The organism is Natronococcus sp. A-GB1 (genome assembly GCF_029688845.1).
Lineage (GTDB): Archaea > Halobacteriota > Halobacteria > Halobacteriales > Natrialbaceae > Natronococcus.
On sequence record NZ_JARUKW010000001.1, the window covers coordinates 331,658 to 358,503 of the forward strand.

The window sequence follows — 26,846 nt, forward strand, 5'->3', positions numbered from 1 at the left end:
TGGAACACAGCAGCGACTAACCGCTTCCGATCCCGACCGCCTCGAGGTGCCGTCGTCCCGTCTACACCTCCCAGGGTTCGCCGGTCGTCTCGCCGAACAGCTCCCGCATGAGCGTGACGATGCTTTCCGGCGGGAACTGGCCCCGTTCGGTGACGATCGCGTCGACGTGTCTCGGCGGCGTGACGTCGAACGCCGGGTTCTCCACCGTGAGGCCGTCGTCGGCGCGGTCGCCGCCGGTGATGTCGGCGTACTCCGTCTCGGAGAGTACCTCCGACTCGTCGCGCATCTCAATCTCGACGGTGTGGCCCGTCATCGTGTCGGGGTGGAGCTTGATCGTCTGGGCGGCGACCATCACCGGAACGCCGCGCTCGCGGGCGTTGACCGCCAGTCCGCTGGTCCCGATCTTGTTGATGACGCTGCCGTCGGCCGCGATGCTGTCGGCGCCGACCAGCACGTGATCGGCGTCGTCGAGGTAGCGCCGGGCCGCGTTGTCGACGACCAGCGTCACGGGAACGTCCCACTCCCGGAGCTGTTCGGCCGTGATGTGGCCCTGCTTTCGCGGTCGGGTCTCCTTGACGATCGCCTCGACGTGTTTGCCCGCATCCAGCGCCGCCTCGACGCAGGACAGCGCGTCGGTCGAGTGACAGTGGGTCATCACGACGTCGCCGTCCCGCAAGCGGTTCGCCCCGACCTCGCCGAGTCGTTCCTGGGCCTGCTCGAGGTCGGCCTGGAACTCCCGGGCCTGTCCGATCGTCGACTCCCGAAGCTCCGGGACGGTCTCGCCCTCGATCCCTCTCAGGACGTACCGGAGGGCGTTCGGGAGGCTCACGGCGGTCGGCCGGGTCTCGTACAGTTCCTTGGCGGCGGCGCGAAGCTGGTCGCGAAACGCCGCCGGGGTCGACGCGTCGGAGCGCTCGGCCTGGGTTGCAAGCGCCTCTGCCGCGGCGTCCCCGATCGCCGCCGCGCCGCGGATCTCCATCGTCGCGATATCGTCGGCCGTCGCCTCGACGACGGGGGCGACGTCGGGTTGCTCCTCGTCCATGGCGGCCAGTAGCCACCGAACCCAAATAAGGGATCGGACGGATTTTTGACCGTTCGGCGAGTCGGGTCGGTATGGATCGCGACGAACTCGCTCCCCTGATCGACCACACCGTCCTCGGCCCCGAAACGACGATCGCCGACGTCGAGGCCGTCCTCGACGTCGCAGCCGAACACGGGATGAACGCCTGTATCCCGCCGTACGCCGTCGAACACGCCGCCGACTACGCCCCCGAGGTCACCGTCGCGACCGTAATCGGCTTTCCCCACGGTCAGAACGCCCCCGACGTGAAACGCCGCGAGGGCGTCCTCGCCTGGAAGGCCGGCGCCGACGAGCTCGACGTCGTCCTCAACGTTGCGGACGTCAAAACGGGCCGGCTCGAGGCCGTCGAAAACGAACTCGCCGAGCTCGTCGCGGCCGTCCCGATCCCCGTCAAGGTGATCATCGAGACGGCCCTGCTGACCGACGACGAGAAACGCGACGCCTGCGAGGCCGCCCGCGAGGCCGACGCCGCGATGGTCAAAACGTCGACCGGGTTCGCCGACGGCGGCGCGACGGTCGCGGACGTCGAACTCATGAGCGAGTATCTTCCAGTCAAGGCAAGCGGCGGCGTCGGCAGCTACGAGGAGGCGATGGCGATGATCGACGCCGGTGCCGAACGGATCGGCGCCTCGAGCGGGGTCGAGATCCTCGAGGGCGCGCCGGAGTAGCACGGCAGCGTTTCGGTTTCTGCCGATCGAATCGTCGAAAAGGCGTCGTTGACGGTGCCGCGATGGACCCGCTAGTTCGTGGGTTCGTCCGCGGATTCTCCCTTTTCGTTCATCGACTCCGCCGACGTGTCGGCTGCGGCCCGTCGGCGGAGCCACTCGAGCCCTAACGCACCGCCCGCGATACCCGCACCGGTAGTAAACCCGGGGACGGAGTCGGACTCGTCGTCGGTTTCGGTGTCCGTGTCGTCATCGTCGTCCGTATCGGCTTCATCGTCTTCGTCGTCGGCGTCCGGCTCGTCCTCGCTTTCGACTTCGTCGTCTCCGTTCGGGTCGTCGTCACCCGTTTCATCGTCTCCCTCTTCGCCGATACCGTCGTCCTCGTCGGTGTCGCCGGCGCCGTCATCACGCTCGGCTTCGTCCTCGTCTCCTTCTTCCCCGCCGTACTGCTCGTCGTCCTCGTCGGCGTCGTCTTCCTCATCTCCATCGTCAGCGCTCTCCTCCTCGTCGTCATGCTCTTGATCGTCGCCGTTCGGCTCTTCGTCGTCGTCGGCTTCACTTTCGTCCTCGCCATCGCCTTCCGGCTCTCCCTGGTCGTCATCGTCCGGATCCTCGTCGTCTTCATCCTGTTCGTCCCCGCTGTCATCCTCCTCGCTACCGTCGTCTTGCTCGTCTTCGTCACCGTCGCCATCTTCGTCTTCGTCGCCGTTGTCTCCGTCGTCTTCGCCGTCTTCCTCCGGCCCCTCCCGCTCGTCCTCATCGGTACCGTCCTCTTCATCCTCACTGTCTTCCTGTCCATCGTCATCCTCCTGCTGACCGTCTTCGTCGGTTTCCTCGCGAAGTGCCACGAGGCCCTCGCCCTCGTTGTCGTCGTCTTCGACGTAAAGGGTCTCGTCGTCGATAGCCACAACATGGCCGATCGGCAGCTCGTCGGGCGAGATCGTCCACTGCTCGCTCCCGTCGTCCGTGTTCAAGGCGACGAGTTCGTCGTGGTACTCCGAGTGATCGAGCTCGTCGGCATCTGTGGTGTCGCCGGTCCCCGCGTTGTCGTTGATGTGCAGGTAGACGGTATCACCGCCGATGGCCGCCGCATGCTTAACGTTTCGAAGCACGTCGACACCCCAATCGTCAGCGTCGTCGGAAACCGACGTTGCGGTCAGCGCGTCGCCGTCGTAGCCGCCGATGTGGATCGCCTCGCCGAGCACGAGTGCGATTCCTTCGGCCCGTGCTTTCCCCTTTTCTTCGCCAGTCTGTGCGTCGAGGACGTCTCGTGCGTAGTGGCTTACCCCGCCGAGAGCGACGACAGTCGTGGTCGCACGTGCCCGCGGAATTCCGAAGCCGTCGTGTTGTATATACTCGGCCCGCCAGACCTCGTCGCCCGTTTCGGGGTCGAGCGCGAGGCGCGCGCCGCCGTCGTCGTCCGCCGCCAGCGCGTAGACGACGCCGTTCGCGGCGGCGGTCGTACTCCTGAACTCGAACTCCGCCTCCTCGTCGTCTGAGCCCTGGGTCTCGGCGGTGATCGACTCGAGCTCCCACCGAACCGAGCCGTCGTCGGTATCGAGGGCGTACAGCGTGCCGTCGGCGACGACGAACGCGCTCCCGTAGGCGATCGTCTGTGTCCCTGTCGAATCCTCGGGCTCGATCTCGGTCTGCCAGCGGACGTCTCCGTCGGCGGCGTCGAGCGCGTACAGTTCGTCATCGACGACGTAGACGGTGTCGTCGACGACCGACGGCCTATTCGCGTCGGCGTCAGTGTACTCCCAGATCGTCGAGCCGTCCGCGGCGTCGAGCGCGACGATTCCGTCCGGACTCGACGCGTAGACGACGCCGTCGACGACTGCCGCCTCTCCAGTGGCGCGTTCGAACGTCCAGGCCACCTCGAGGGCCTCGCCGTCGAACTCGGGGGCACCGGCGGCGTATCTCGCGTGGCCGGCGTCGCCGTCGAACGACGGCCACACCGCGTCCGTCTCCGGATTCGGTTCGATAGCCGGGTCCGGGAGGTCGTTATCGTCGGCGTCGCCGTCGCCGTCGCCGGAGACGGTCGAGGAGAGTACGCCACCGGCAGCGAACGCTGCACCCGTCGTCAGCACTGACCGTCGTCGCCACGTCATACGTGCCTAAAACTCAGACCGTGTGGATTACTACCGGGTTGTTATCACTGAATTGATCGCACAACAACCGTCCCAAGATTGGATCTGGACTGCTCGACGGGGTCCGTCGGTTCGGCTGGCGGACCACCGATCCGACTTGCGGGTTACTCCGTTCGGTCCTCCGTAGCCTCCGTTGGCTCGTCTACGGTATCGTTCGCCCCCGCTTTCCGTCGGAGCCACTCGAGCCCTACCGCGCCGCCGACGAGGCCGGCACCGGTCGTGAACCCGGGAACGGAATCGGCATCGTCGTCGGTTTCGCCGTCCGTGTCTTCTGTGGTATCGTCTGGGTCGTCTCCAGTTCCAGTGCCATCAGTTTCGCCGTCGCCACCGTCGTCGATGTCACTCCGGCTATCGTCCCCGTCGCCGTCCGTATCATCCCGGTCACCGTCGTCGTCATCCGGTTCGCCGTCTCCCTCGGTGTCATCCGGCTCGTCATCTCCGTCGTCGGAGCCCTCCTCCTGGTCACCGTCGTCGACGTCATCCGATTCGTCGTCTCCGTCCTCCTCGCCCTCGTATTCGTCGTCGGTCTCTCCCCCTTCGTCGTCCGCATCCTCGTCGTCGCTCTCGGGATCCCTGTCGCCGTCCTCGTCTTCGTCGACAGATTCATCCTCGTCTTCCTCGGGAGTCTCGTCGTCTCTCTCGGTATCGCCCTCGTTCAGATCTTCTCGAAGCGCGACGAGGGCGTTACCGTCTTCGACGTAGAGCGTCTCGTCGTCGATGGCCACGACGTTTCCAACGGAGCGGTCGTCCGTCGAAACCGTCCAGCGTTCGCTCCCGTCGTCCTTCTCGAAGGCGACGAGCTCCCCGCTGTACCCGTCCCACTCGGAAGAGTCACTCGTGGCGAAGTAGACGTAAACGGTGTCGCCACCGATGACGGCCGCGTCGGTGACGTTTTCGTCCACCTCGATGTCCCAGCCGCCGTTCTCGTCGTCGTGAGAGTGGACGCTGATCTCGCTCTCGCCGTCGCCACCGATGGAGATCTCCTCGCCGAGGACGAGGTCGATCCCGTCGGCTGTTACCGTCTCCCGCTCGTCGCCCGTCACCGGATCGTACAGATACCGGGCGTCGGACCCGGGCGTGTCGAGGGCGACACCCCCTGTCGTCGCCCTGATCTGGCCGACGCCTCGTGTCTCATCCAGATCGTCCTCGGTGTGCCAGATCACGTCACCGGAGTCCGGATTCAGCGCGACTACAATCTCCGCTGACTCGCTCCTCGCTGCGGTGTAGACGACGCCGTTTGCGGCAGCCGTCTCCCCAAACAGCTCGTACTCCTCGTCGTCCTCAGCTCCGATAGTAATCGACTCGCGTTCCCACCGGACCGAGCCGTCGTCCGCGTCCAGGGCGTATAGCGTGGCGTCCATGTCCTCGGAGGCGGTGTCACCGGAGAGGGTAAAGACGGTCCCATAGGCGACGGTCAAGGTACCCACTTCGTCGAGGTCTTCCGCCCAACGGACGCTGCCGTCTGCAGCATCCAGTGCAACGACCACGTTGGGTTCGTAGACTCGGTCGCCGTACTCGTCCGCTTTGGGTTCCAGGCTGCGGAAGTAGACTGTGTCTCCGAGGACCGCTGGATCGCTCGTTTCGATCCCGTTGGCGGATCGTATCCAGTCATAGTCGTCATCCCCGTCAATCTCCCAGATGGTCGAGCCGTCCGCAGCGTCAAACGCGGCGATCCCGTCCAAGGTTTGCAGGTGGACGACGCCGTCGGCGACGGCCGGCTTTCCATCGGCACGTTCGACCGTCCATGCGGCCTCGAGCGCCTCGCCATCGAACTCGGGGGCGTCGGCGGCGTACCTCGCGTGGCCGGCATCGCCGTCGTTCGACGGCCACATCGCATCCGTCTCCGGGTTCGGGTCGATATCCGAGTCCGGAAGCTGTTCATCATCGTCCTCGCCGTCAGCGGAGGCGGCCGAGGAGAGTACGCCACCGGCAGCGAACACTGCGCCCGTCGTCAGCACTGACCGTCGTCGCCACGTCGTCATACGTGGCCGGAAATTAGCCCATGTGGATTACTACCGGGTCGTTATCACTGAATTGAACGCTCAACAACCGTCTCAAAGGTCGGATCGGAACTGCTGGACGGAGCTCGTCGGTTCGGCTGGCGGAACACCGGCCCAAATTGCCGGTTACTCGGTTCGTTCCTCCCCAGACGTCGGCGGCTCGGCCGCGGCGTCAGCCTGTTCGTCTGCCGCGGCCCGTCGGCGCAGCCACTCGAGCCCTAACGCGCCGCTGACAAGGCCGGCACCGGTCGTAAAGCCGGGAACCGAGTCGGCCTCGTCGTCGTCGATATCGCCGTCCTCGTCGTCACTGTTGTCTTCGTCGCCGATATCGTCCTCCTCGGAGTCGTCGACGTCGTCTTCATCGCCGATATCGTCCTCATCTTCGTCGTCTATCTCGTCGTCGCCGTCGCCGTCGTCATCCGATTCGTCCTCATCTCCGTCGTACTCATCTCCGTCGTACTGTTCGTCGTCTCCGTTTTCGCTCTCGTCTTCGTCGTCGGCCACCCCTTCGTTGTCATCCGCTTCGCCCTCCTCATCTCCGTCGTACTGCTCGTCGTCTCCGTTTTCGCTCTCCTCCTCACCGTCGTCGTCATCCTCGTCGTCCCCATCTCCGCGATCATCGTCCGCCGTTTCCTCACTTTCGTCCTCGTCTCCGTCGTCGTCGCCGTTTTCTCCCTTATCTTCGTCTTCGTCACTCTCGTCGTCCTCGCCGGTCTCTTCGTCCCCATCATCCTCCTCGCGAAGCGCGACGAGACTGTCCTCGTGTTCGACGTAGAGCGTTTCGTCGCTGATACCCAGGACGTTGCCGACCGGCAGCTCCCCGGCTTGGATTGCCCAGCGCTCGCTCCCGTCGTCCTTGTCGAGGGCGACGAGTTCGCCGTCGTATTCTCCGTACGTCGCATCCGTTCCCCTGAAGTAGACGTAGACGGTGTCGCCGGCGATGATCGCGCGGCCGACGTTTCGAGACACGTCGACACCCCAGTCGTCCTCGTCGCCGTGATAGGCGCTTCCCGTGAGCTGGTCGGCCTCGTACCCGCTGAGGTAGCGCTCCTTGCCGAGCGTCACCGAGATCCCCTCCGCCGACACCTTCGCAATATGCTCGCCGGTCTGTGCGTCGAGGAGCACCCGGGCGTAGAAATCGACCCGGCTCACGACGACGGCGGTCGCCGTCGCCCGTGCCTGGGCGCCTCCGGTGTAAAACTTCGAATCCCCTCGCCAGACCTCATCACCCGTATCGGGGTCGAGTGCAACCGTTGCACCACCTTCCAGATCCCCCGCGCCGGCGTAGACGACGCCGTTCGCCGCGGCGGTCGTATCGAGGAAGTCGTACTCCTGCTCGCCCTCGTCATCGTGTTGGGGTTCAGCGGTGAGCGTGTCGATCTCCCATCGCACCGAGCCGTCGTCGGTCTCGAGGGCGTACAGCGTGCCGTTGACGACGACGAAGACGCCTCCGTACGCGACGGTCTGACTCTGAATCGGATCCTCCGGCTCGAACTCGGTCTGCCACCGGACGCTTCCATCGGCGATGTCGAGCGCGAACAGTTCGTCGCCGGTAACGTAGACGGTGTCGTCGACAACCGACGGCGCGTTCGCGTCGACGTCGGTGTTCTCCCAGATAATCGAACCGTCGGCGACGTCGAGCGCGACGACTCCGTTCGCATTCGTCGCGTAGACGACGTCGTCGGCGACGGCCACGCCGGCGTCTCGTCCGAAGCCGAAGTCGACCGACCAGGCTGCCTCGAGCGCGTCGCCGTCGAGCGCGGTCCCGTCGGGGACGTACCTCGAGTGCCCGGCGTCGCCGTCGAACGACGGCCAGTCCTCGTCCATCCCCGGGTTCGGATCGCGGTCCGGATCCGGTAGGTCGTCGTCGGCCGACTCCTCCCCGGCACCGACCGACGCGAGGGCCCCCCCTGCAGTGAGCGTTGCACCGGTCGCCAGCACCGAACGCCGTCGCCACTTCGTCATACGGGTGTCGACGATAGACCGTCCGATTACTATCCAGTTGCTACGGCTGATTTGTTCCTCCCGCAACTGTTTCGGACGGGCGAGATCGAGGTAATCGTCGGACGATACCTGCTGTATCGAGCTCTCGAGGACGGACTCGCTGGCTCGAGGGAGCGTTTCCCGGTCGCTACCACTCCTGGCCGGCGGGTTCGGCCTGCCGCGGTTCCCCCTCGTCCTCGGGCGTCTTCTCCCCGCGGACGACGAAGTACGCGATCGCGGCGACCACGCCGAGCGGGAAGAACAGGAACAACAGCCCGGCGGTGCCGAGCGCCCAGAGGAGTTCGTTGTTCTCCCGTTTCGAGGCGTCCTTGTAGATCCAGTAGGCGACGCCGATCGTGATCACCAGGAAGACGAGCGAGACGGCCAGCGCGATGAGAACGAACGTCGACTCGTCTATCGGCAGCTCCTCGCCTTCCGCCTGAAGCACGAACGCGGCGTTGAGTAGCTGCAGCATCTACGTTCCCTCCACCGGCTCGAGCGACGAGCGATTCGGTACGCCTCGTCTCGAACCGGGACCACCGATCCGGCTGACGATCCGTTCACGTATCATTTGTGTCATGTCCTGTATACACACACTCATCCCCAGCGCACTATATTTTTTGCGGTGAGATTGGCTGTAATCGGATGGTCGAGTGACGTTACGCCGCTGCGGACGGGTTACGGAGAGTCAAGGAGAAAGCCCCGCGCTTTAGGGCGGGGATGAATCCGACAATACCGTTCACAAACCGCCGTTTGATTGAACGGCAGGATATTCCACGCTGTGTAATCCGCACTTTCAAATAAATTTGTCTACATAGGTTACGTATGGCCAAACAGGTCGTCACCCGCACCTACATTGCTTCCATCAGGAATCAGCCACAGGTGTCTGACGACTTTGATTCGCTCGGGTTCGCCGCCTCGAAACTCTGGAACGTCGGACGATGGACGTGCAGTCGTGTCTGGGACGAAATCAACTATATCCCAGAACATGACGAACTCACCGCGTACCTCAAGAGCCACGAACGCTACGATGACCTGCATTCTCAGTCAAGGCAGCGAGTCCTTCAAGAACTCGCTGAGGCGTTCGACGGCTGGTACGGCAAACGACAAAATGGAGACACACGGGCGAACCCGCCCGGCTACCGCAAACACGGCGACGAACACCCGCAAGCACAGTCACGTTCAAAGCCGCCGGATTTGAACTCGACATCCGGTACGACCGTGTTCGACTCTCGAAAGGGTCGAACCTCAAGGAGTATTGGTCGGACTTCATTCTCTGTGAGTACCAGACTCGCCCTAACGTTGACCTCTCCACCGTGGAGAACGTCCAACAGGTTCGGGCAGTCTGGACGGGCGATGAATGGGAACTGCACTTCGTCTGCAAAGTTGAGGTCGAAGTGACTGAAACACTCGGAGAGAAGACCGTGGGTGTTGACCTTGGCATCAACAACTTCGCAGCACTCGCCTACGAGGACGGCCACAGCGAACTGTACCCGCTGAACTGTCTGAAGCAGGACGACTACTACTTCAGCAAGCGGATTTCCCGGTGTGACGACTCGGATTCCGAGCAGGCCACCAGGTTGAATCAGAAGAAGTCTCGACGGAGAAGTCACTACTTCCACACACTTTCCAAGCACATTGTTCAGCGGTGTGTTGAGGAGGGTGTTGGGACGATTGTGGTGGGAAATCTCTCCGGTATCCGCGAGGATGACGAGAACGGCGAAGCGAAAAACTGGGGTGAACACGGTAACCTCGACTTGCACTCGTGGGCGTTCGACCGGTTCACCTCGATGCTCGAATACAAGGTCGAAATGGAAGGTATTACGGTCGAAGAAGTGTCCGAGCGGGGTACGTCGAAGTCGTGTTCGTTCTGTGGTCGGGAACGAAAGGCTAACCGTGTTGAACGTGGGTTGTACGTGTGTGACGAGTGCGGGATGGTGGCGAACGCTGATGTGAACGGTGCTGAGGACATTCGACAGAAAGTATCTCCGAGTCCCGTCACGGATGGCGTTGACAAGACGCATCGCGTCTCGTCCGCACACCAGAACGTCTTACGTTCTGGGGACGGTGATAGGAGTAACGGCTGGTTGGCACAGCCATCGACGTTCCTGTTTGACAAGGAAACTGGTGCGTTCGCACCGCAAGAACGGGTCACGTCGTAGACCGTAATATCCCAACGCGGGAATCCTCGCCCTTCAGGGCAGGGAGGATGTCAATCCGTCTCGAGCAATTGCGAGACGAGTGGCGACTCGTCGGTGCCGAGCGCCGACTGGACGAGTAGGTGCCCGCCGAGTTCGGCGAGGCTGATGACGTCGTCGGCACCGGCTCGCTCGAGCTTTCGCGTGTTCTGGCGATCCGTCGCGGCGGTGACGATCCGGACGTCGGGTCGGAGTTCGCGAGCTGTCAGCACCGCCATCGCATCCTGGGCGTCGTCGTCGGTTGCGACGAGGACGGCCTGGGCGTTCTCGATCCGCGCCCGGCGGAGGGGTTCCTCGTCGCTCGGATTGGCCGTCAGCACGCGGATGTCTCGATCGGAGAGCGCGCTGGCGGCCTCCTGATCCCGCGTAATGACCAGAAACTGGCGGTCCGCATCGTGGAGTTCGTTGACGATCGGTTCGGTCAGGTCCCCGTACCCAAGCACGAGGATGTGGTCGTCCAGCAAGTCGAGTTCTGAGTCTGTCATGATACCGAGGGTCTTGGAGAGGCGAGCCTGAATTGCAGGTCCGACGAGCGATCCGATGGCAATACCGAAGCTCGCGACGCCAAGCACAACGACGGACATCGTAAAGAGCATGGCGACCTCCGTTTCCGGCCCGATGTCGCCGTAGCCGACCGTACTCGAGGTGATCAGCGTGAAGTAGAACGCGTCGAGCAGGTGGTCGATCCCGTCGAACTGCTCGCGTAAGGCGTACGAGCCGAACGTGCCGTAGGCCTGGACGCCGACGAGCGCGCCGCCGGCGGCCAGCTGCGTCGTCGTCAGCGCGAGCGAGCGGTCGAATTGCCGTCGGCTGAGCAGCAGGACCGGCAGTGCACACACCGAGAGGGCAACCAGCGGCAGCGAGTACGGGCTCGCCTGTAACAGCCCCTGGATCGCCGTCAGCGGCAACAGCAGGAACGTTGCCCACCAGCCGGAACGCAGTCGCCGCCTGAGCGCGAGCGCGCTTGCGAGCATCAGAAACCCGGTTAGCGCTCCCGTAAAGCCGACCGCGTTCTGGACGATGATCGGCACGTGGGCCGCGAAGGGGCCGAAGTCCGCCGCCTGCTGATCGATTCTGAGGATCCCCGTCGCGACCGAGAGCAGGGCGACGAGCAAGGCTAGCGCGACGGCCGCCCGCGTCGTCACCACCCAGCGCCAGTTCTCGGGCAGCCGTTCCACGATGCGTTCGCCGACCATACCCCCGCTCGGAGGCGTGGCCGATTAAACCTCTTCGTTCGCGGTCGCCTCTTGGTCGGCGAGGAACTCCGCCGCGGCCTCCTCGCCGTCTTCGAACAATCCCTCGAGGAAGTCCGGGCTCCGGTCGAGCTTCGTCCGCCAGCCCAGATCGGGCCGGCGAAAGCGGATGCGTTCGATCTCGGTGTGGGTGAACTTCTCGGGGAGATAGCCCGCATCGACCCAGTCGTTGAGCTGCTCGACGAAGCTCACCTCACTGTTCAGGGACTTGTTACCCGAGAGTTCGTTTCGTCGGTCGGCGATCCCCTCCTGGGATTTCGGGACGCGGGGTCGTTCCTGCGGGTTGATCTTTATCACCCAGATCTCGTCGGGATCGGCCGTCTCCCGGTTGCTCACGAAGTCCTTGATCGGCGGGTTCTTCGAGAACAGGCCGTCCCAGTAGTACTCGCCGCCGACTTCCTCGGCCGGGAAGGCGTAGGGGATAGCGGCCGATGCCAGGACCGCCTCCGCCGAGAGCTCGTCCTCGCGGAAGAGCTTGAACTCTCCAGAGAGCACGTTGGCGGCGCTAATCAACAGCGCCGGCTCGCTCCCGTCGAGCAGCTCGGGGATCGCCTCGAAGTCGACGTGGCGCTCGAGCAGGTCGAGGAACTCCCGGCGACCCCAGAGCGCGGCGGGGGACTGGTAGGGGCTGACCTCGGGGGTGGGGACGCCCATCCGCTGGAGTCGTCCGGTCCAGCGAACTGTTTCGTTTGCCAGCCGGTCGATCGGCCCGTGGGCGGCCATGTCCGCCCAGTAGTCGGCCAGCAGCTGTCGGGGCTCGTGATCGGGGTGTTCGCGGCCGTACCACGCGAGCAACGCACAGACCGCCCCGCCGGAGGTCCCGCTGAAGCCGACAATTTCGACGTCGTCCGCGAGGGCTTCGTCCTCGAGTAGGCGAGAGAGTACGCCGGCGGTAAACGCCGTGTGGCTGCCGCCGCCCTGGCACGCGATTGCGACGCGCTGTGGATCTGAACTCATCGTCGTTGCCGAGTGTTTCCGATCGCCCACCAAGTTCGTTCCGGCTGTGGTCCCGCGAGCCGGTAGCTGTTTAACGGTTCCGGCCGACCGGCCGATCATGACGTTGCCGGTCGAAGTACTGCTCGGTCTCTACCTCGGTCTCCTGACCGGAATCGTGCCCGCGTTCGTCTCCGGCGCGCTCGGCTTTCTCGTTCGCTACGTGACCGGCGTTACGCTGCCCGGCTTCGGTGTGGTCGTGTTGGCGCTCTCGATCGCCAGCGTCCAGGGCGGCCTGCTCGGACTCGTCGAGCCCGACATCGCCCAATCTCCCCGGCTGCTGGTCGCTGTGCTGGTCGTCCTGATGCTCGCGCTGTACGCTCACAACGAGGGCGACAAACTTGGTGCCGAGCTGCCGCGGCGGCTCTCGCTGTCCGGGCTCCGTCAGCGGACCCTCTCGGCCGACGTGATCGAACTCGTCGGGGCCGCCGGACAGGTTACGATCCGACCTACTGGCGAGATCCGAGACATGGAGGGGTATCCCCCGCTGTCGGCCGATCTCCGCAGGACGCTCCGGACCGGCTCCTGGCGGCTCCCGGCCGATCTTCCACTCTCGGAACTCAAGATGCGCCTCGAGGAGCGCCTTCGAACCGACCACGAGCTCGCGGACGTCACCGCCTCGATCGACGAGCGAGGGCGCGCGACGATCGCCGCGGCGCCGTCGGCCGGCGGGCTCTCGCGGCGCGTGCCGGAGGGAAAGCGGGCGGTGTCGATCGCGACGTTGGTGCCGACCGGGCTGGCGCGCGGGGATCGGGTGACCGTACAGGGGGGCTCCCGGTCGATCGCGGGAAGGGTACTGAGCGCGCGGATCGACCGGAACGACGGCCGAGAGCAACCGGGGGCCCAGGAGCCGTCGGCGGCGTCCGACGCGAACCGGGTCGAGCCGGCCGCGTCGGACGCGGATCGGGAAGCGGCGAACTCCCCATCTCCGTCCTCGTCCCCGGCTCCGGGCGGCTCGAGCGTCGCGAGCCCCGGCGGCGTCGGCCTCGTCACGATCGCCGTCGACCGGTCGGCCGTGAAACCGCTGCTCGAGGCCGAGGCACCCCGGCTGATCGTCCGCTCGCGGGGAACCAACCGGGATTTCGAGGCGTTTGCGCTGGTCAAACGCGCCGGGTACGCGATCCGTCGGCTGACCGTGGGCGCGACCGCGGAGTCGGCGCCCGTCGATCCGCCGTCCGACGTGCGAGTACTCGCGGTCCGCAGACAGGACGCCGATCCCGACGATCGTCGCCAGGGGTGGCGGTTCGTTCCGGGGGGAGGGGACCGACTCGAAGCCGGCGACGAGGTGTTCGTCGCCGGCCCCGAAGGGGTGACCGATGCCTTCGCGGAGGCGATCGGACGATGAGTTGCCCGACAATCGATCGTCGGCGGGGTGATCGTCCGTGATCGATCCGTTCGTCACGCAACTCGCCCAGCCCGACCCCGCCGTCGACTCGCTGCTCGACGTCTTCGGCAGGATACTCGGCTTTGCCGTCCTCGCGGCCGGAACGGCGGCAGCCGCGGCCGTGACCTTCCGGTGGTACAGCGCCGACGAACTCCCCGAGGGGGTCGGCGTCCTCGCCGGTATTACGGCCGTCGCGATCTGGCTGAACACGAAGACAGCCCTCCAGGACGCGATCATCGGCACGACGCCGCTGCTCGAGATCGAGACCGCGGTGTACACCGTCATCGTCTTCGCGACGAGTGCGATCGCCGCCGACGGTGGGCGACGGGTCGGAGATTATCTCGGGCGGGACGTGTTCGCGCTCGCCGCGCCGCGGACGATCGACGACGTGGGCCAGCTCGTCCGCTCGGCCGGCCGCGTGACCGCGGTAGAGCTGCCGGAGACGATCGAGGACGTCGACGGCTACGATCCCGTCGACGCTGAGACGAAGGCGGCTCTCGCCGGCGGGACGTTTCTCTTCCCGCGACACCTGCCCGCCGGACAGCTGCGCGATCGGTTGACCGCGCGCCTCGAGCGCGACTACGGGATCGGCCACGTCGACGTCGAGCTCGGAGCTGACGGCGAAATCGAGTACCTCGGGCTGGGGAGCCGACCGGCGGGGATCGGGCCGACGCTGGCTCCCGGCACCGTCGCCCTCTCGATTCGTGCGGATCCCGCCGTGGACGCCAGCCCGGGTGACGCCGTCCAGATCTGGACCAGCGACGACGGACCTCGACCGCTCGCGGTCGGCGAACTGCGGGGAACGGCCGACGACGCGGCGACCGTCGCTGTCGACGCCGACGACGCTGGCGCGTTCGACGCCGACCGCCCGTACCGACTCGTCACGCTTCCGGGAACGCCCGACGCGGAACGGGAGCTGGTGTCCGCGCTCCGTGCGGCCGACGAGACGGTCACCGCGCTGGCCGTCGACGCCGGTGGCTCCCTCGACGGGACGACCGTCGACTCGCTGCCGGCACTGGTGCTCGCGGTCGACCGGGATGGTGACGACGCCGTCGCGCTCCCGTCCGACGACCTCCGTCTTGCTGCCGGCGACGTCGCGTACGTCCTCGGCCGTCCCGAGGCCCTCCGTCGGCTCCCGGAGCGGTAGCTACTTGCCCGCGGCGCGGATAGCGCCATCCATGACCGAGTGGAAGCTGTTCGCGGATCTCGCCGAGCGCGCAGGTGATAAACACGTCGCGGTCGAGGCCGACGCCGGCGACACCGTCGGCGACGCACTCGAGGAGCTCCTCGAGGGACGCCCCGAGCTCGAGGACCGTGTCCTCGAGGACGGCGAGCTGCGCTCCCAGATCAACGTGTTGCGCAACGGAACGAACGTCTTAGTCGAGGAGGAGGGTCTCGAGACCGAACTCGAGGAGGGAGACGAGCTGGCGCTGTTCCCGCCCGTCAGCGGCGGCTGATGGAGCTCCGGCGTCTTCGGCCCGACGAGGCGGCCGTCCGTCGCTACGTCGAGGCGCTGTGGCTTCCGTACCACCGCGAGCTCGAGTCGATCGTCGACGGCCACGCGCTCGCCGACGACGTCGATCTCGTCGCTGCGGAGGTCGCACACCGGCTCGCGATTCATAGTGATGTCCAAAGTGACGCTCATCAAATAAATCGTCACTCGACAGGATGAAGTTTGCAGATCCGATGTAGGCCGTTAAAATGACTGTGCACCCGGTGCACAGCGTTCTGAGAGGCGTTCAAAATGGCCAGAGAAAAGTTTGGCGTGGCTCTTTCAGCGGAACTCGTTGACGAAGTTGAAGAACTGGTTTATGAGTGTGACGACCTCGGAGCGGCTGGCTCCGAGACCGTCGAAGCAGTCCTCACGCGCCTAAAGGCGCGGGTATTCTCCTTGCGTTTTATAACACCCTGGGCCGTCCAGTACGCCGCCGTCACCGCCAGGGCGTTCCTATCGCCTCCGCTTGGACGTCATGACCTACCCGGAGCGTACAGTCGGTCACCGGGGTGGCGACGCAGGTAAGGACGTATCCGCCCTCGAGTACATCGTCTTTCAGCGCGCGCGGCGGCTCCTGGTGGGTACACGTTCCTTCGAGGAGCCGGGCGGTGCAGGTCCCACAGGCACCGTAGAGACAGCCGTAGGGGAGATCGATCCCGGCCGATTCGGCGGCGTCGACGATCGACTCCCCCGTCGGGATCCGGATAGACCCCACTGTCCCGTCAGCGTCACGGAGTTCAACGACGTGGCTGGGGTCATCGCAGCAGGTCATTGCCAGACATCGCTCGTGCAGTCACCGCCGGGCCAGCGGATCTCGTGAGCCCGGGCCGGACCGCCCGGCGCGTCGCCGAAGTCGACGAGGAACTCCTCGTCGAGTTCCATCCGCCCCTCATCGGGGTAGACGTCAGCCTTGAACATCAATGACCCCTCCTCAGCGATCTCTGGGAAGAACTGGTTGTCCCACGAGGAGAACAGCGAGGTCGTCCAGTAGAGCCGGCTGCCATCGCGTGAAAGCTGGAGCATCTGTGGGGATCCTCTGATGTCGGTTCCCTGGACCTCCTGGCGATCGCCGAACAGCCCGCCAGCCCAGATCGTATCGACAAGTCGAGGGTTTCCCATGTCGCTTACGTCGTACATCCGAAGGTTACCGTGGAGCCAGTTCGCGTAGAACAGATACTGGTCATCGAGTGACAGCAGGGTATCGGTGATCAGCGACGGCACCGGCATATCCCAGTCGTCGTGTTCACGGGCCTCCTCCTCGATGACGACGTCCCAGTCCCACGTGCCGTTGTCCGTCTCGTAGAAGTGGATGATGTTCGAGGAAAGGGCCGCTCCCACGTACCCCTGTGTCTCCTCGGGGTTGTGGCTCATCCGGACCTCGAGAGGGATCTGGCCCTCCTCGCCAAACTCGAGGGTCTGTTCGTGACGTTTCTCCGACCAGTCCCAGATATGAATGCTGTCGCCGTAGTTGCCCGCCTCGACATCCTCGAGGTCGAAACCCGGGTAATAGGTGTTCGGAGCGGCCCACTCCGTGGAAACTAACACGTCGTGTCGAGGCTGATACCAGTAGTCGTAGTGCATCCCCTCCCATTCGCCGGTGTCGGCTTCCCACCGGCCGTCGATCGTGAAGTCCTCCTGATCGAGCTGGAGGAATCCGCCAGGGAGTTCACCGTCAGCGTTGCCAAGCATGCTGATGACGATTTTCCCACCTGGGACGCAGTGGACGGTATGGGGCGCCGAAAGATCGTACTCGAAGAGCTCCTCGGGCTCGATAATTTTCACGATCTGCGGATTCCGGGGATCTTCAGCGTCAATGATGTGAATGCGGGAGGATCGCTGTCCCGGAACTACGAGATACTGGCGGGCGAGTCCCTCTGCGTGACACGACGACGAACAGGCATTCCAGCCGAAATGATGGAGTTCGTCACCCTTGTTCGGCATTTCCACTGTATCGATCAACTCGCTGTACGTCTCCGACTCGGGATCGAGATCGACGACGCCGACGAAATCCTTTCCGTCGGTTTCCATGCCGACGCGGGGGGCCATCACGTAGGCCGTTTTCTCCCGTTCGGATTCGGTCCGCATCGCCGCAGGCGTCGGATATCCGGGACCGTCGACGTCCTCGTGGTCGTGGATTGGCTGTTCATCTGTAGAATTTGATTGGTCTGTGCTCATCCTAGATAAGGGATATCACTCCCCAAACACTTATAGATCGAGGCGCCAGCAGCCCTCGCTGAGGACGCTCCCGAGTCCGCAGTCCACGTCTCCCTATCGACAGTCGATCGAGCAGCCGACGCAGCGACTGCGACGTGGATTCTGCAGTCCAAGGACCTCCGACTAACCCGAGAGAGCGTTTCGTTGCTTCATACATTGGCTGGTTCGCCGTATGCCGCTGCTCAAGCACTGCAGCAACTCGCCGGCGAAGACGGCCGCCGAGAGCTTCGACCAGACGAACTCCGCTATGCGCTGGGAACACTCGAGCCTGAGCAGTTACTCTCCGATCTCCCGGCGACAGTTGGTCGAATAGCTCAGACACTACTCACAGCTGAAAGGCGTCTCTCACAGTGTGAACTCGCCGATCGAGCGGATGTCTCGACACAGACGGTCCGGAACTACCGCGATCGACTCGAGGCGCTCGATCTCATTCGTGTCGACGAGAACGGGTGTCAGCTATAGTAGCCACTGAAAGTCAGTGTGCACCCGATCGCACGACGGCTGTGCGATCGGTGTGCAAACAGTTTCAGTTGTTAGTATAGCGTTGTCGTTTCAGGCAACCACTGAGCGACGCGACCCCGTTGTTCCGGCTGTTCTCGAGGAGAGTCAGATGCTCCTCAATGCAGCTGACGCACTCCTCGAGACGCTGCTCACACCAGGCCGTTACGGCAATCCCGATGATCCGCTTGGGAGTATGCTGTTCTGGCCACCGGATCCATCGCGACTGTTCGAGCATCCAATAATCGGCCCATGGATGCGGTTAGCCGCTGCACTCACAGCGACAGGACCTACCAAGGATAACCAGGCCGTTCAGTTGGGGCCACCGCTCGAGCAGCAGCCACTTTCTCACATAGCTCCGTAGCAGCTGAGTCTCGTTTGATCCCCAATCTACTACCGGCGTAGTTAACCAATGAGGCCCCTCTACTGCACCCGTTGTTGGTTAAGCAGGAAATCTTGTGATTGGAGCCGGTCTGTTCTATACAGAGTATCTATGCAGCATTCGGTAGCTACTGACTTCATACAATCACTACTGAACGAAGATGGGCCGTCGGTGTACTGTTTCCTATCGGAATGGTACAGTCGCGCGTGGTCGACGAGACTCTCGTACTCATACGTTGAGTTCCATATCCTCCCCACCCGATCCACTCGATCGCGTCGTTCCCTCGCTCATCCACTCCAGTAGACCGTCTCAGAGGTCGATCCCGAGCACGAAGTCAGGCTCTTCCGAGATCTCCGTGCCCGCGTAGGAGGCGTCGCTGACGTACTCGGCAGTCTCGGGGATCAGTACCCGCGTTCGGTCCGCGCCGATGGCGGCGGCGTCCCGGGCGATCGCGCCGAACAGCGACCGCGCGGCGTCGACGTCGTCCCAGGCGCCGACGCCGTACTCGGCCCACGTTTCGGTTTCGCCGTCGTCGCCCTCGCGATCGTAGCTGCGGACGCGGTAGGACGTTCCGACCGATTCCGACTCCCGTTCGGCGACGAACACCGCTGTCTCGTCGGCGATGCGCTCGAAGTCCGCGCGCGTGAGTTCGCGCATCGCCCACGACTCCTCGGGGGCAAAACCCAGCCCCCGCAGGTGGTTGCGGGCGTCGCTGTGGGTCCAGTAGCGCCAGGCGCGTCGGGGATCGCTCGGGACGGGGTCCGGACTCGAGGCATCCGAATCAGGGTCGGGATGAGCGAAGCGAAACTCCGTCAGCGGCTCGAACCCGCCAGTGCGCGCGGCGCCCAGTGAGGCCGCGTTCCACGAGAAGATCATGATGCGACCGACGGTTGCCCCCTGATCGTGGGCCCACTCGAAGCAAGCCTCGTTGAGCCGACCGCTCAGCCCCTGGCGCTGGTAGGCGGGGTTGACCCGCATCCCCTGGAACCAGGCCTCGTCGTCCGAGAGCATCACGGCCTGGACGATCCCCGCGACCTCGTCGCCGGCGTCCGCGAGGAACGTCTTCTTTCGCTCGTCGCCGTCCTCGAGCCAGTCGTGGTAGATCTCGGGGATGTAGTCGCCGCCGCGGTCCTCCCAGAGATCCTCGGTGAACGCCTTTACGCCCTCGTAGTCGTCGTGGGTCGCTCGCCGGATCTCGATACCTACGGACATCTCACTCCCAGGGGGTCGACCGTTCCTGCAGTTCGCCGGCCAGCGACGTCTCCATCGCCTCCGGGACCGAGTCGGCGTTCGCGAGCGCCCACATCAGCTTGACTTTCGCCGTTCCCGGCAGCGTGTCGCCGGCCTCGATCACGCCGGCCTCGAGCAGGTCCCGGCCCGTGTCGTAGACGCGGTCACAGACCCGCCCCTCGAGACACTGGCTGGTCATGACGACCGTCGTGCCGTCCTCGATCAGCTCCTCGATACGAGGGATGAGGTCGGTGTGGACGTGGCCGAGTCCGGTCCCCTCGAGGACCAGTCCCTCGCTTCCCTCGACGATGTCGAGGAAGGCGGGGTCCATTCCGGGCGTGAACTTCAGCAGTTCGACGTCTTCCTCCAGGTCGGCCTCGAGCCCGAGGTCCACCTCGCTCTCGTTTCGCTGCTGGTAGTCCCGGCGAAACGAGACCGCCTCGGAGTCGTAGTCGACCTCGCCCAGCGGCTCGGCGCCGACCGTCTCGAAGGCGTCCCGCCGCGAGGTGTGGTTCTTCCGCACTCGAGTTCCCCGGTGGAGCGCACAGCGGTCGTCGCTCTCGGAGGCGTGCATACAGACCATGACCTCCGCGCAGTCGCTCTTGGCGGCCTCGACGGCGCAGACCGCGTTCATTACGTTGTCGGAGGACGGCCGATCCGCCGAGCGCTGGCTGCCCGTAAAGACGATCGGCACCGGCGTCTCGAGCATAAAGGCGAGCGCCGACGCGGAGTACTGCATCGTGTCGGTGCCGTGCATGACGACGACGCCGTCGGCGCCGTCTTCGATCTCATCGCGGACCGCACGGGCGAGATCCTGCCAGATCGGCGGCTCCATGTTCTCCGAGAGGATGTTGGCGACGACTCTCCCCCTGTAGTTCGCACGGCCCGCCAGGTCCGGGACCGCACGCAGGACGTCCTCGGCGTCGAACTGCGCCGTCACCGCGCCGGTGCGGTAGTCGACCGTCGAGGCGATCGTTCCCCCCGTCGAGATCAGTGCGATCGTCGGCAAGTCGGCGTCGAACTCGACCGCCGAGCCGCCCTCGTCGTCGGCGCCCGAGCCGTCGATCTCGTAGACGTCCTCCTCGAGCACGTCGACCGCAGCGTCCTCGCGGTCGATTCCGACGTTGTACCCGCCCTCGAGTTTCACCACGAGCTGCTCGTCCGTACTCGAGGGCAACAGGACGCCCTCGTAGCTGCGGTCCGCGCGATCGACGCGAACGCGGTCGCCTGGATTCATACCCCTCCGTTGCGCGGCGCCGGACTTGAAGGCACTCTTTCGGCGGCGAGTCTAGGTGAACAGACCGACCGCGACGAGTCCCATCCCCATCAGGAGGAGCACGCCGGCGATGACCGCCGTCAGCAGGCGGACGGTACTCAGCGCCTCACGGGTGAGATCGAGCCGCGGGTAGAGGTGGCGCCCGGCGTACAGCAACCCACCCCCGAGAGCGATCGAGATCACCCCGAAGACGATCAGCTCGGTAGTCACTGCCACCCAGTACGTCGGGAGGGGTAAAAAGAACGCCCGTCGACTGTGGGAAAAGGCCATGGTCTCGGAACGCTTCGACTCGCGTATGGGCGATCGTTCGGACGAGTTCGTCGAGGCCGACCGCGGGGAGCGTTCGACCGACGAGCTCCTCGAGGAGACGGAGCGACTGCTCTCGGGCTCCGACGCGGAGGTCGACACGGATTCGAGCGCTGACGCGCCCCCCGCGGCCTCGCCCGAGACGGAAGCGGAGGCGAACGCAACCAAGGGCAGCTCGCTCCGGTCGCGCCTGCCGTCGCTTCCCCGCCCCTCGCTCGAGACGGCGTTCTCCCCCAAGGCGTTTCTCGCGCTCGTCCTCGCCGTCGGGGTTGGCTTCTTCGCCGGCGAGCTAACGATTCCGATCGCCGGCCAGATCGTCGGCATGTTCGCCGTCGCGTTCGCGATCGGGCTCGCCACGTCGAAACGGCGCTACCTCGAGGTGGGGACGGCAGGCGCCTCGGTCGGCGGGATCGCCGCGGTGGTGAGCAACGCGGTGCTCGCGGTCGCCGGGTCGGGGCGGGCGGTGCTGGCCGTCGGCGTGACGGCCGGACTGGTCGCCTGTCTCGTCGGCTACTACCTCGGCCGGGACCTCCGAAACGGGCTGTTCCAGGATCTCGAGTGAGCGGTTAGATGGAGAAGCGAGCGTTCGCCGGTAGCTATCGGGAGCGTGTTCGAGCAGCCCTAGACCTATTTCAGTACTCGTGCCGTTCGATAGCCTCGGCAGGCACCGTAATCGACACGTACTGCATGAACAGAATTTCGAAGACAGACGACCAGTTCGCAATACGCGACTGAGTCCCGAAACCGAATGATCGACACAGGCCGACCCGAAAAGACGCTGTCGGTCAGCCACACCCCTTCCTCGAGTTCTCGACGGCGCGTATTGAAGCAGCTTGCGACCGGCGGAGTACTCGGCGTTGCTGGCCGTTCCGGGGCGGGACACGACCGTCCCGATACCGACCGCCAGCACGGCGAGGCGCGATTCGAGAGCGGGGACGAGAGACGGCAGGTGAGAAGCGTCGACGAGGCGCGAGACGCGGTCGTGCGGATCAGTACGGAACGAACGGGCGGCGAGTACGGCGACGATCCGATACCAGTTGACGGCTCCGGCTTCCTCATCGATGCCTCAGGGATCGTCGTAACGAACGGTCACGTCGTGACCGGTGTCGACTCGCTCGAACTGTTCGTCGGTCGAGCGCAGGCCTCGCCCGCTGCGACCGTGCTTGGTGTCTCGGAGTGTGCCGACCTCGCCGTGCTCGGGATCACGGGCGAGGGCTACACACCCCTTACGTGGTACACCGACGAGCCCGAACCAGAACTCGACGTGTGGGCGCTTGGTTTTCCGGACGGCGAGTCGTACACGACGACCGACGGCTCGATTTCGAGGACCACCGAGACGGCGAATCGGTGGATTGCCGTCGATTCCGAGATCGAACACACGGCCCGGCTTCGCGGCGGACACTCGGGCGGTCCACTGGTCACCGTCGACGGCCGCACCGTAGGCGTCAACTATGCGGTCAGCAATCCGTTCACTCCGGTCGACGAGACGGAGCAGTTCGCGATCAGTGCGACGGTCACGAGCACGGTTGTCGAGGAAATCCGAGCCGGGACGGCTACGGCATCGATCGGCATCCACGGTACTGCCGTTCCCGCCGACGACCGTTCTCCGGCCGGAGTTCACGTATTGGCGGTGGAGTCCAACGGTCCAGCCAGCAACGCCACCATCCAGCCCGGCGACGTGCTCACCGCGATTGGGAACACACACGTCGGGACGGGCGGAACCGTTCGCGAGTACTGTAACGTATTAGACGTACACGACTCCGCCGACGAACTGCCGATTCAGGTCTACCGCGATGGCATCCTCCTCACCGGAACGCTCGACGGACGTCCGCTCGAACCAGTCCTCGGGCACCCTGCGTCGGCGCACGCACGAACTGACGACCCGTATCCGGAGTACACGACGCTCACTGACGAGACAGGGACGATCTGGACCGACGTGCCGAGCGAGTGGGCCGACCGACGTTATCGGCGGACCGGGCTGGGCCCATGCTTGATCGCTGCACCCGATGTCGAGCGATTCCGGAAGACCATCGAGGCGCCAGGACTCCTGGTCTTGCGTTCTTCGGACCTCGAATACGGGACTGATGGGGTTCTCGGCGACCGTCGGTATCGGGACTGTCCGGTCACCAAACTGGGTCCGTACGACGACGGGCTCTATCGAGGGGACTCTCGATCATCGACGGGCTGTGGTGATACCCGGACAGCAACCTTCTTCACCGTTGCCGAACCGCGGGACCAGTCGTTCGCGCTCGTGATTTACGTCCAACTCGCCACCGAGCGCGACCGAGCCGCCCTCGAGCGCATTCTGGCCGGGCTGCACCACAGAACGGACGGTCAGCCACCGCTACTCCCCGCTGAAGCACGCGTCGTTTCCCGAGTGAGGGACACGCAATCGCCGGCCCCGTAACTGGGGAGTCACGCATCCTCGAACGCCCTCGAGCCACGTTGCGGCGTCTCTCGAGCGAAGCGGCCGTGCTACCGACTGCGGCTCGGCTACGATTCCTCGGGCTCGGGAACGAGCTCCCAGCCGCGTCTCGTCCGTCGGACCATTCCCTCGTCGGCCATCAGCTCGAGGATCTCGGCGACGACCTCGCGGGGCGCGTCGACGTCCTCGCCCAGCTCGGAGACCGATTTTGGCTCGGAGCGGATGCTTGCGAGGACGTCGGCGTAGATCCGGCTCTCGGGACCGGTGCCGACCGTCTCGGAGATTCGATCGAGCACGTCACAGACGTGGCGCTGGACCCACCGCTGGGCCAGCGACAGCTCGTTTTCGAGCTGCTCGAGCTGCTCTAAGGACGCCAGAAGTTCCTCTAAGTCGTCAGTGTCGTCCCAGGAGACGTCGATCTCGAGGTGGCGACAGGTCGCGATGTCGAAGCTGCTGTTCGCCGGGTAGGCGCTCTTGCTCACGTAGCCGTACGGCGAGAGGCTCACCTCGAGGCGAAGGTTGCGGGCGATGTGGAAGTACTTCCGGCGCTGGTCGTCGATCCGGCTCTCGATCAGGCCGGCCTCTTCGAGCTTGCGCAGGTGTTCGATCACCGCCTTGGGACTCACGCCGAGGTACTCCGAGATCTCGGTCACGTAGCAGGGTTTTCGCGCAAGCAGTCGGAGGATGCGTCTCCGGTTTTCGTTCCCGAGGAGGTCCAACAGGGCGGCAGAGTCCATTCGTAGCAGCGTTTGGGTGGCGCCGCTGAAAAGCGTGTCTTCTCAGCGGGTCGCTCGGTCCCGTGGGTCGCAGTTACTCCCCGCCGTCCGCAGCGTCCGTCTCGTCGCCGCCGTCATCGACCGGTTCTCCCTCGAGATAGCCCTCGAAGCCCAGCAGCTCCGTCGCGACAGCCGCGATCTGTTCGCTGCCGAGGTCGACGACGTTCTCCTCGAGGACCTCGAGGCGGTCGACGCCGACCTCCTTGTCGTCCGCGAACGGGATGGTCTGTTCGATCGCCCGCTCCAAGGCCACGATCTCGACGGTCAACCGGGTCATCCGGGCCTGGTACTGCGGCGTCGAGAGTTCGTTGCCGTGTTCGCGGAGTTCGTCGCGCTCGTACTCGAGGCTCTCGAGTTGCGCTTCAAGGCCGTCCGCTCGCTCGTCGACGAGCCGTTCCCGGACGTCGTCGTCGGCGGCTTCGTACTTCGCTTCGAACATCTCAGATTCGACCGTGCTCGAGGTGTCCGTCGCGCTCGACTGCATGAACGTGGTGACGCCGCGTTCGACTTCCGAATCGTGTTGCTCGTCGTCCTGTTCGTCCGACCGATCGTCGGCGCCGACGCTCGCGAAGGCTCCGCTGGCAACGGGGGCGACCGTCAGCCCGACGAGGAGGACCGCAGCGAGGAGGGCGGCCGACCGGGTGGAGTTCATTATCCTGTTCGACCGTCGACCAGCCTAAAAAGTCGGGCCTTCGTTCGGAACCGTTTACGCCCTCGGTTCAGTCGTTCGGAAGACCCGGTGAATTTACACTGGCTTTAGTCGCGTTGCAGCGGTCGTACGTAGCGGGTGACTCGTCGTCGACGGCTCGAAACGATCCGTCTGAAGCCGGATCGTTCAAACCGTTTATCCGCCGGGAAGTCGGGATTTACCGCCGTCAGATGCCGTTTTCGTCGCGTTTATCGTCGGCGTTATGAACTGTTGTGGTCGCGCGACGGTCCGCCCGACCGTCCGAAACGATTGGTTGACGATTGCACTACATGCACGGAGCAGCTCGCAGAAAAGTTATACCGCCTCGGTCCGTGGTATCTAGTGACATGTTCGAAGTGTTTTCCGGAAGCTACTACCTCGGTCGCCTCTACGTGACCCCGACCGACCGGCAACACGCCCTCATACACGACGAACAGCACGAACGCCTGAACGAGGAAGTGTACACGACCGGCGAGGGCGTCGAACGGCTCGACGCCCCGCTGGTGATGAAACTCGAGTCCCACCACTTCCCGGTCCACGGCGATTCAGCCGTCCCGACGAACACCCTTGCCCTCCCGCAGTCGATGCTCGAGGACACCGACGTTCGGAGCCCGCCCTCATTGCAGGAGGTGTTGCTCGCACGCCGCGAACGGGCCCGACAGCTGCTTTCTTTCGCCGGCTGGGAGCCCTCCGGTCCCGACACCGACGACTACCCCGGCGCCGGAACCTAGAAGTACTCCCGCTTCGCGTGTTTGGTCAGATGCTCGATGAGTTGCTCGGCCGCGCCCCGCTGAAGGCGCGCATCGACGAACTCGAGGAGGAAAACGAGCGGCTGCGGGAGCGGTACGAGGCCGAATCCGAACGACGAGCCGACGCGGCGACGGCCCGCCAGGAAGCCGAGGAGCAACAGAATCGGCTCGAGGACCGTATCGCCCAGCTCGAGGGCGAACTCGAGCGCGTCGAGGCCGACGACGCCGGGCCGACCGTCCGCCGACGCGTCGACCTGCGCGGCGTCCGCCTCGAGGACGTTCTCGAGCGGCTCCGGTCGATCCGAACGGCTCCGGAGGGCGCGCTCACCGCGAGTCTCGAGGACGCCCTCACCGATTCCGTCCGGGAGGATCTCTCGGACGTCCTCGGCGAGCGGACCGCGTTGCTCGAGGACGCCGCGCCCTGTCTGTGCTGTGTCGACGACGCCGGCCTCGTCTCGGTCGCGCTCGACTCGCCCGTGCGGCCGTCCCTCGAGGCGACCTGGGACGACCGGTTCGACCTCGAGCGGGAGTGGTTCCTGCCGACTGGGCGCCACGCCCTCGCGCTCGTGCGCGCTGACCTGTTCGCGCTCGGGACCTACGAGGACGACGAGCGCGTCGACTACCGCGGATTCGAGAGCGACGTCAAGGGCAACCACTCGAAGGGAGGGTTCTCGCAGGCCCGCTTCGAACGGATCCGCGACGACCAGATCGACGACCACCTCGAGCGCTGCCGGGACGCCCTCGCGGAGCGCGACGCCGACCGCCTCTACGTCGTCGGCCAGCGCGGCGTCGTCGATACGCTGGTCGAGGAGGCCGACCTCGAGCCCGCCGCGACCGCCGCCGTCGACGCGACGGGGAACCCGAAGCCGGCGCTCGAGGACGCCTACCGATCGTTCTGGACGACGACGCTGACGGTGATCTAACAGTAGTTGTTACAGTGTTGCTGTTCAGGTTTGAATTGCCGAACTGCTACGTAGGGTTGCACACGTCCCCGTCGATCTCGAGCGGCGGCGGTGGCAGGGGTGGTTCCTGCCCGTTGTCATCTCACTCCCGCAGAGTCCATCGATGCGCTCGTCGATCCGCGCTTTCACGTCCTCTTC

General features: G+C 64.9%; 23 protein-coding genes and 2 pseudogenes. 11 read left to right on the forward strand and 14 right to left on the reverse strand.

The window, feature by feature from the left end; all coding sequences use genetic code 11:
- Positions 1 to 61: 61 nt before the first annotated feature.
- Positions 62 to 1,042: a ribose 1,5-bisphosphate isomerase gene (locus QA600_RS01715; protein ID WP_278290240.1), complete on the reverse strand. Its 981-nt coding sequence runs from the start codon at positions 1,040 to 1,042 to the stop codon at positions 62 to 64.
- A gap of 71 nt (positions 1,043 to 1,113) precedes the next feature.
- Between QA600_RS01715 and deoC the strand changes: the two genes are divergently transcribed.
- Complete coding sequence (deoC, locus tag QA600_RS01720) at positions 1,114 to 1,749, forward strand: deoxyribose-phosphate aldolase (RefSeq protein ID WP_278290241.1); 636 nt, start codon at positions 1,114 to 1,116, stop codon at positions 1,747 to 1,749.
- A gap of 71 nt (positions 1,750 to 1,820) precedes the next feature.
- Here deoC and QA600_RS01725 read toward each other — a convergent pair whose 3' ends face one another.
- From QA600_RS01725 to QA600_RS01740, 4 genes are all read right to left on the reverse strand, one after another.
- Positions 1,821 to 3,857, reverse strand: coding sequence for a PQQ-binding-like beta-propeller repeat protein (locus tag QA600_RS01725; RefSeq protein ID WP_278290242.1), 2,037 nt, complete (start codon positions 3,855 to 3,857; stop codon positions 1,821 to 1,823).
- 143 nt (positions 3,858 to 4,000) lie between these two features.
- Complete coding sequence (locus QA600_RS01730; protein ID WP_278290243.1) at positions 4,001 to 5,878, reverse strand: PQQ-binding-like beta-propeller repeat protein; 1,878 nt, start codon at positions 5,876 to 5,878, stop codon at positions 4,001 to 4,003.
- Between the two features lie 144 nt (positions 5,879 to 6,022).
- Complete coding sequence (locus tag QA600_RS01735; RefSeq protein ID WP_278290244.1) at positions 6,023 to 7,861, reverse strand: PQQ-like beta-propeller repeat protein; 1,839 nt, start codon at positions 7,859 to 7,861, stop codon at positions 6,023 to 6,025.
- Between the two features lie 166 nt (positions 7,862 to 8,027).
- Positions 8,028 to 8,354, reverse strand: a complete 327-nt coding sequence (locus tag QA600_RS01740; RefSeq protein WP_278290245.1) for a hypothetical protein — start codon at positions 8,352 to 8,354, stop codon at positions 8,028 to 8,030.
- A 350-nt stretch (positions 8,355 to 8,704) separates the two neighbouring features.
- Between QA600_RS01740 and QA600_RS01745 the strand changes: the two are divergent.
- Positions 8,705 to 10,041 (forward strand): annotated as a pseudogene (locus QA600_RS01745) (transposase).
- A 50-nt stretch (positions 10,042 to 10,091) separates the two neighbouring features.
- On the opposite strand, the gene QA600_RS01750 reads toward QA600_RS01745, so the two are convergent.
- Both QA600_RS01750 and QA600_RS01755 read right to left on the reverse strand, forming a co-directional pair.
- A complete protein-coding gene (locus QA600_RS01750) occupies positions 10,092 to 11,273 on the reverse strand; it encodes an NAD-binding protein (protein ID WP_278290246.1) in 1,182 nt (393 codons plus the stop codon).
- 24 nt (positions 11,274 to 11,297) lie between these two features.
- The gene (locus tag QA600_RS01755) at positions 11,298 to 12,287 is read right to left on the reverse strand and encodes a patatin-like phospholipase family protein (protein WP_278290247.1); all 990 of its coding nucleotides are present in this window, start codon (positions 12,285 to 12,287) and stop codon (positions 11,298 to 11,300) included.
- Positions 12,288 to 12,381: 94 nt separating this feature from the next.
- Here QA600_RS01755 and QA600_RS01760 point away from each other — a divergent pair, with 94 nt between their 5' ends.
- The 4 genes and pseudogenes from QA600_RS01760 to QA600_RS01775 form a co-directional block, all read left to right on the forward strand.
- Entirely contained in the window at positions 12,382 to 13,668 is a 1,287-nt protein-coding gene (locus QA600_RS01760) for a TrkA C-terminal domain-containing protein (protein ID WP_278290411.1), read from the forward strand.
- A gap of 37 nt (positions 13,669 to 13,705) precedes the next feature.
- Complete coding sequence (locus QA600_RS01765; RefSeq protein WP_278290248.1) at positions 13,706 to 14,854, forward strand: TrkA C-terminal domain-containing protein; 1,149 nt, start codon at positions 13,706 to 13,708, stop codon at positions 14,852 to 14,854.
- A 31-nt stretch (positions 14,855 to 14,885) separates the two neighbouring features.
- Positions 14,886 to 15,164: a ubiquitin-like small modifier protein 1 gene (locus QA600_RS01770; protein ID WP_005554241.1), complete on the forward strand. Its 279-nt coding sequence runs from the start codon at positions 14,886 to 14,888 to the stop codon at positions 15,162 to 15,164.
- Positions 15,164 to 15,319, forward strand: a pseudogene (locus QA600_RS01775) (GNAT family N-acetyltransferase); the annotation flags it as partial. The gene QA600_RS01770 and the pseudogene QA600_RS01775, both read left to right, overlap by 1 nt.
- 319 nt (positions 15,320 to 15,638) lie before the next feature.
- On the opposite strand, the gene QA600_RS01780 reads toward QA600_RS01775, so the two are convergent.
- Together QA600_RS01780 and QA600_RS01785 are read right to left on the reverse strand one after the other, a co-directional pair.
- Positions 15,639 to 15,974: a 2Fe-2S iron-sulfur cluster-binding protein gene (locus tag QA600_RS01780; protein ID WP_278290250.1), complete on the reverse strand. Its 336-nt coding sequence runs from the start codon at positions 15,972 to 15,974 to the stop codon at positions 15,639 to 15,641.
- On the reverse strand, positions 15,971 to 17,377 hold the full coding sequence (locus tag QA600_RS01785; protein WP_278290251.1) for a selenium-binding protein SBP56-related protein: 1,407 nt from the start codon (positions 17,375 to 17,377) through the stop codon (positions 15,971 to 15,973). Before QA600_RS01785 ends, QA600_RS01780 begins: the two co-directional genes overlap by 4 nt.
- Before the next feature lie 195 nt (positions 17,378 to 17,572).
- Between QA600_RS01785 and QA600_RS01790 the strand changes: the two genes are divergently transcribed.
- Positions 17,573 to 17,878, forward strand: coding sequence for an HTH domain-containing protein (locus QA600_RS01790; RefSeq protein ID WP_278290252.1), 306 nt, complete (start codon positions 17,573 to 17,575; stop codon positions 17,876 to 17,878).
- Positions 17,879 to 18,605: 727 nt separating this feature from the next.
- Here QA600_RS01790 and QA600_RS01795 read toward each other — a convergent pair.
- Genes QA600_RS01795 through QA600_RS01805 form a run of 3 tightly spaced genes read right to left on the reverse strand, consistent with a single transcriptional unit; the run spans position 18,606 to position 21,012 of the window.
- Positions 18,606 to 19,508, reverse strand: a complete 903-nt coding sequence (locus QA600_RS01795; protein WP_278290253.1) for a GNAT family N-acetyltransferase — start codon at positions 19,506 to 19,508, stop codon at positions 18,606 to 18,608.
- Position 19,509: 1 nt separating this feature from the next.
- Positions 19,510 to 20,763 (reverse strand): Glu-tRNA(Gln) amidotransferase subunit GatD, encoded by a 1,254-nt coding sequence (gatD, locus tag QA600_RS01800; protein WP_278290254.1) that lies wholly within the window; start codon positions 20,761 to 20,763, stop codon positions 19,510 to 19,512.
- 51 nt (positions 20,764 to 20,814) lie between these two features.
- Positions 20,815 to 21,012, reverse strand: coding sequence for a hypothetical protein (locus tag QA600_RS01805; protein ID WP_278290255.1), 198 nt, complete (start codon positions 21,010 to 21,012; stop codon positions 20,815 to 20,817).
- An 85-nt stretch (positions 21,013 to 21,097) separates the two neighbouring features.
- Here QA600_RS01805 and QA600_RS01810 point away from each other — a divergent pair, with 85 nt between their 5' ends.
- Complete coding sequence (locus tag QA600_RS01810; RefSeq protein ID WP_278290256.1) at positions 21,098 to 21,670, forward strand: DUF456 domain-containing protein; 573 nt, start codon at positions 21,098 to 21,100, stop codon at positions 21,668 to 21,670.
- A 186-nt stretch (positions 21,671 to 21,856) separates the two neighbouring features.
- Positions 21,857 to 23,515 (forward strand): S1C family serine protease, encoded by a 1,659-nt coding sequence (locus QA600_RS01815; protein ID WP_278290257.1) that lies wholly within the window; start codon positions 21,857 to 21,859, stop codon positions 23,513 to 23,515.
- Positions 23,516 to 23,601: 86 nt separating this feature from the next.
- Here QA600_RS01815 and QA600_RS01820 read toward each other — a convergent pair whose 3' ends face one another.
- Positions 23,602 to 24,270: a metalloregulator ArsR/SmtB family transcription factor gene (locus QA600_RS01820; protein WP_278290258.1), complete on the reverse strand. Its 669-nt coding sequence runs from the start codon at positions 24,268 to 24,270 to the stop codon at positions 23,602 to 23,604.
- Positions 24,271 to 24,343: 73 nt separating this feature from the next.
- Positions 24,344 to 24,961 carry a hypothetical protein gene (locus tag QA600_RS01825; RefSeq protein ID WP_278290259.1) on the reverse strand — a complete coding sequence of 206 codons (618 nt, stop codon included), beginning with the start codon at positions 24,959 to 24,961 and terminating at the stop codon, positions 24,344 to 24,346.
- A 383-nt stretch (positions 24,962 to 25,344) separates the two neighbouring features.
- Between QA600_RS01825 and QA600_RS01830 the strand changes: the two genes are divergently transcribed.
- Entirely contained in the window at positions 25,345 to 25,728 is a 384-nt protein-coding gene (locus tag QA600_RS01830) for a DUF5802 family protein (protein WP_278290260.1), read from the forward strand.
- Between the two features lie 29 nt (positions 25,729 to 25,757).
- A complete protein-coding gene (locus QA600_RS01835) occupies positions 25,758 to 26,669 on the forward strand; it encodes a Vms1/Ankzf1 family peptidyl-tRNA hydrolase (RefSeq protein ID WP_278290261.1) in 912 nt (303 codons plus the stop codon).
- Positions 26,670 to 26,846: the final 177 nt, after the last annotated feature.

What these genes read in the sequence shown, in the direction of transcription:
- QA600_RS01715 (WP_278290240.1), bottom strand. Translation starts at nt 1,042, where the DNA reads ATGGACGAGGAGCAACCCGACGTCGCCCCCGTCGTCGAGGCGACGGCC.
- deoC (WP_278290241.1), top strand. Translation starts at nt 1,114, where the DNA reads ATGGATCGCGACGAACTCGCTCCCCTGATCGACCACACCGTCCTCGGC.
- QA600_RS01725 (WP_278290242.1), bottom strand. Translation starts at nt 3,857, where the DNA reads ATGACGTGGCGACGACGGTCAGTGCTGACGACGGGTGCAGCGTTCGCT.
- QA600_RS01730 (WP_278290243.1), bottom strand. Translation starts at nt 5,878, where the DNA reads ATGACGACGTGGCGACGACGGTCAGTGCTGACGACGGGCGCAGTGTTC.
- QA600_RS01735 (WP_278290244.1), bottom strand. Translation starts at nt 7,861, where the DNA reads ATGACGAAGTGGCGACGGCGTTCGGTGCTGGCGACCGGTGCAACGCTC.
- QA600_RS01740 (WP_278290245.1), bottom strand. Translation starts at nt 8,354, where the DNA reads ATGCTGCAGCTACTCAACGCCGCGTTCGTGCTTCAGGCGGAAGGCGAG.
- QA600_RS01750 (WP_278290246.1), bottom strand. Translation starts at nt 11,273, where the DNA reads ATGGTCGGCGAACGCATCGTGGAACGGCTGCCCGAGAACTGGCGCTGG.
- QA600_RS01755 (WP_278290247.1), bottom strand. Translation starts at nt 12,287, where the DNA reads ATGAGTTCAGATCCACAGCGCGTCGCAATCGCGTGCCAGGGCGGCGGC.
- QA600_RS01770 (WP_005554241.1), top strand. Translation starts at nt 14,886, where the DNA reads ATGACCGAGTGGAAGCTGTTCGCGGATCTCGCCGAGCGCGCAGGTGAT.
- QA600_RS01780 (WP_278290250.1), bottom strand. Translation starts at nt 15,974, where the DNA reads ATGACCTGCTGCGATGACCCCAGCCACGTCGTTGAACTCCGTGACGCT.
- QA600_RS01785 (WP_278290251.1), bottom strand. Translation starts at nt 17,377, where the DNA reads ATGAGCACAGACCAATCAAATTCTACAGATGAACAGCCAATCCACGAC.
- QA600_RS01795 (WP_278290253.1), bottom strand. Translation starts at nt 19,508, where the DNA reads ATGTCCGTAGGTATCGAGATCCGGCGAGCGACCCACGACGACTACGAG.
- gatD (WP_278290254.1), bottom strand. Translation starts at nt 20,763, where the DNA reads ATGAATCCAGGCGACCGCGTTCGCGTCGATCGCGCGGACCGCAGCTAC.
- QA600_RS01810 (WP_278290256.1), top strand. Translation starts at nt 21,098, where the DNA reads ATGGGCGATCGTTCGGACGAGTTCGTCGAGGCCGACCGCGGGGAGCGT.
- QA600_RS01815 (WP_278290257.1), top strand. Translation starts at nt 21,857, where the DNA reads ATGATCGACACAGGCCGACCCGAAAAGACGCTGTCGGTCAGCCACACC.
- QA600_RS01820 (WP_278290258.1), bottom strand. Translation starts at nt 24,270, where the DNA reads ATGGACTCTGCCGCCCTGTTGGACCTCCTCGGGAACGAAAACCGGAGA.
- QA600_RS01825 (WP_278290259.1), bottom strand. Translation starts at nt 24,961, where the DNA reads ATGAACTCCACCCGGTCGGCCGCCCTCCTCGCTGCGGTCCTCCTCGTC.
- QA600_RS01830 (WP_278290260.1), top strand. Translation starts at nt 25,345, where the DNA reads ATGTTCGAAGTGTTTTCCGGAAGCTACTACCTCGGTCGCCTCTACGTG.
- QA600_RS01835 (WP_278290261.1), top strand. Translation starts at nt 25,758, where the DNA reads ATGCTCGATGAGTTGCTCGGCCGCGCCCCGCTGAAGGCGCGCATCGAC.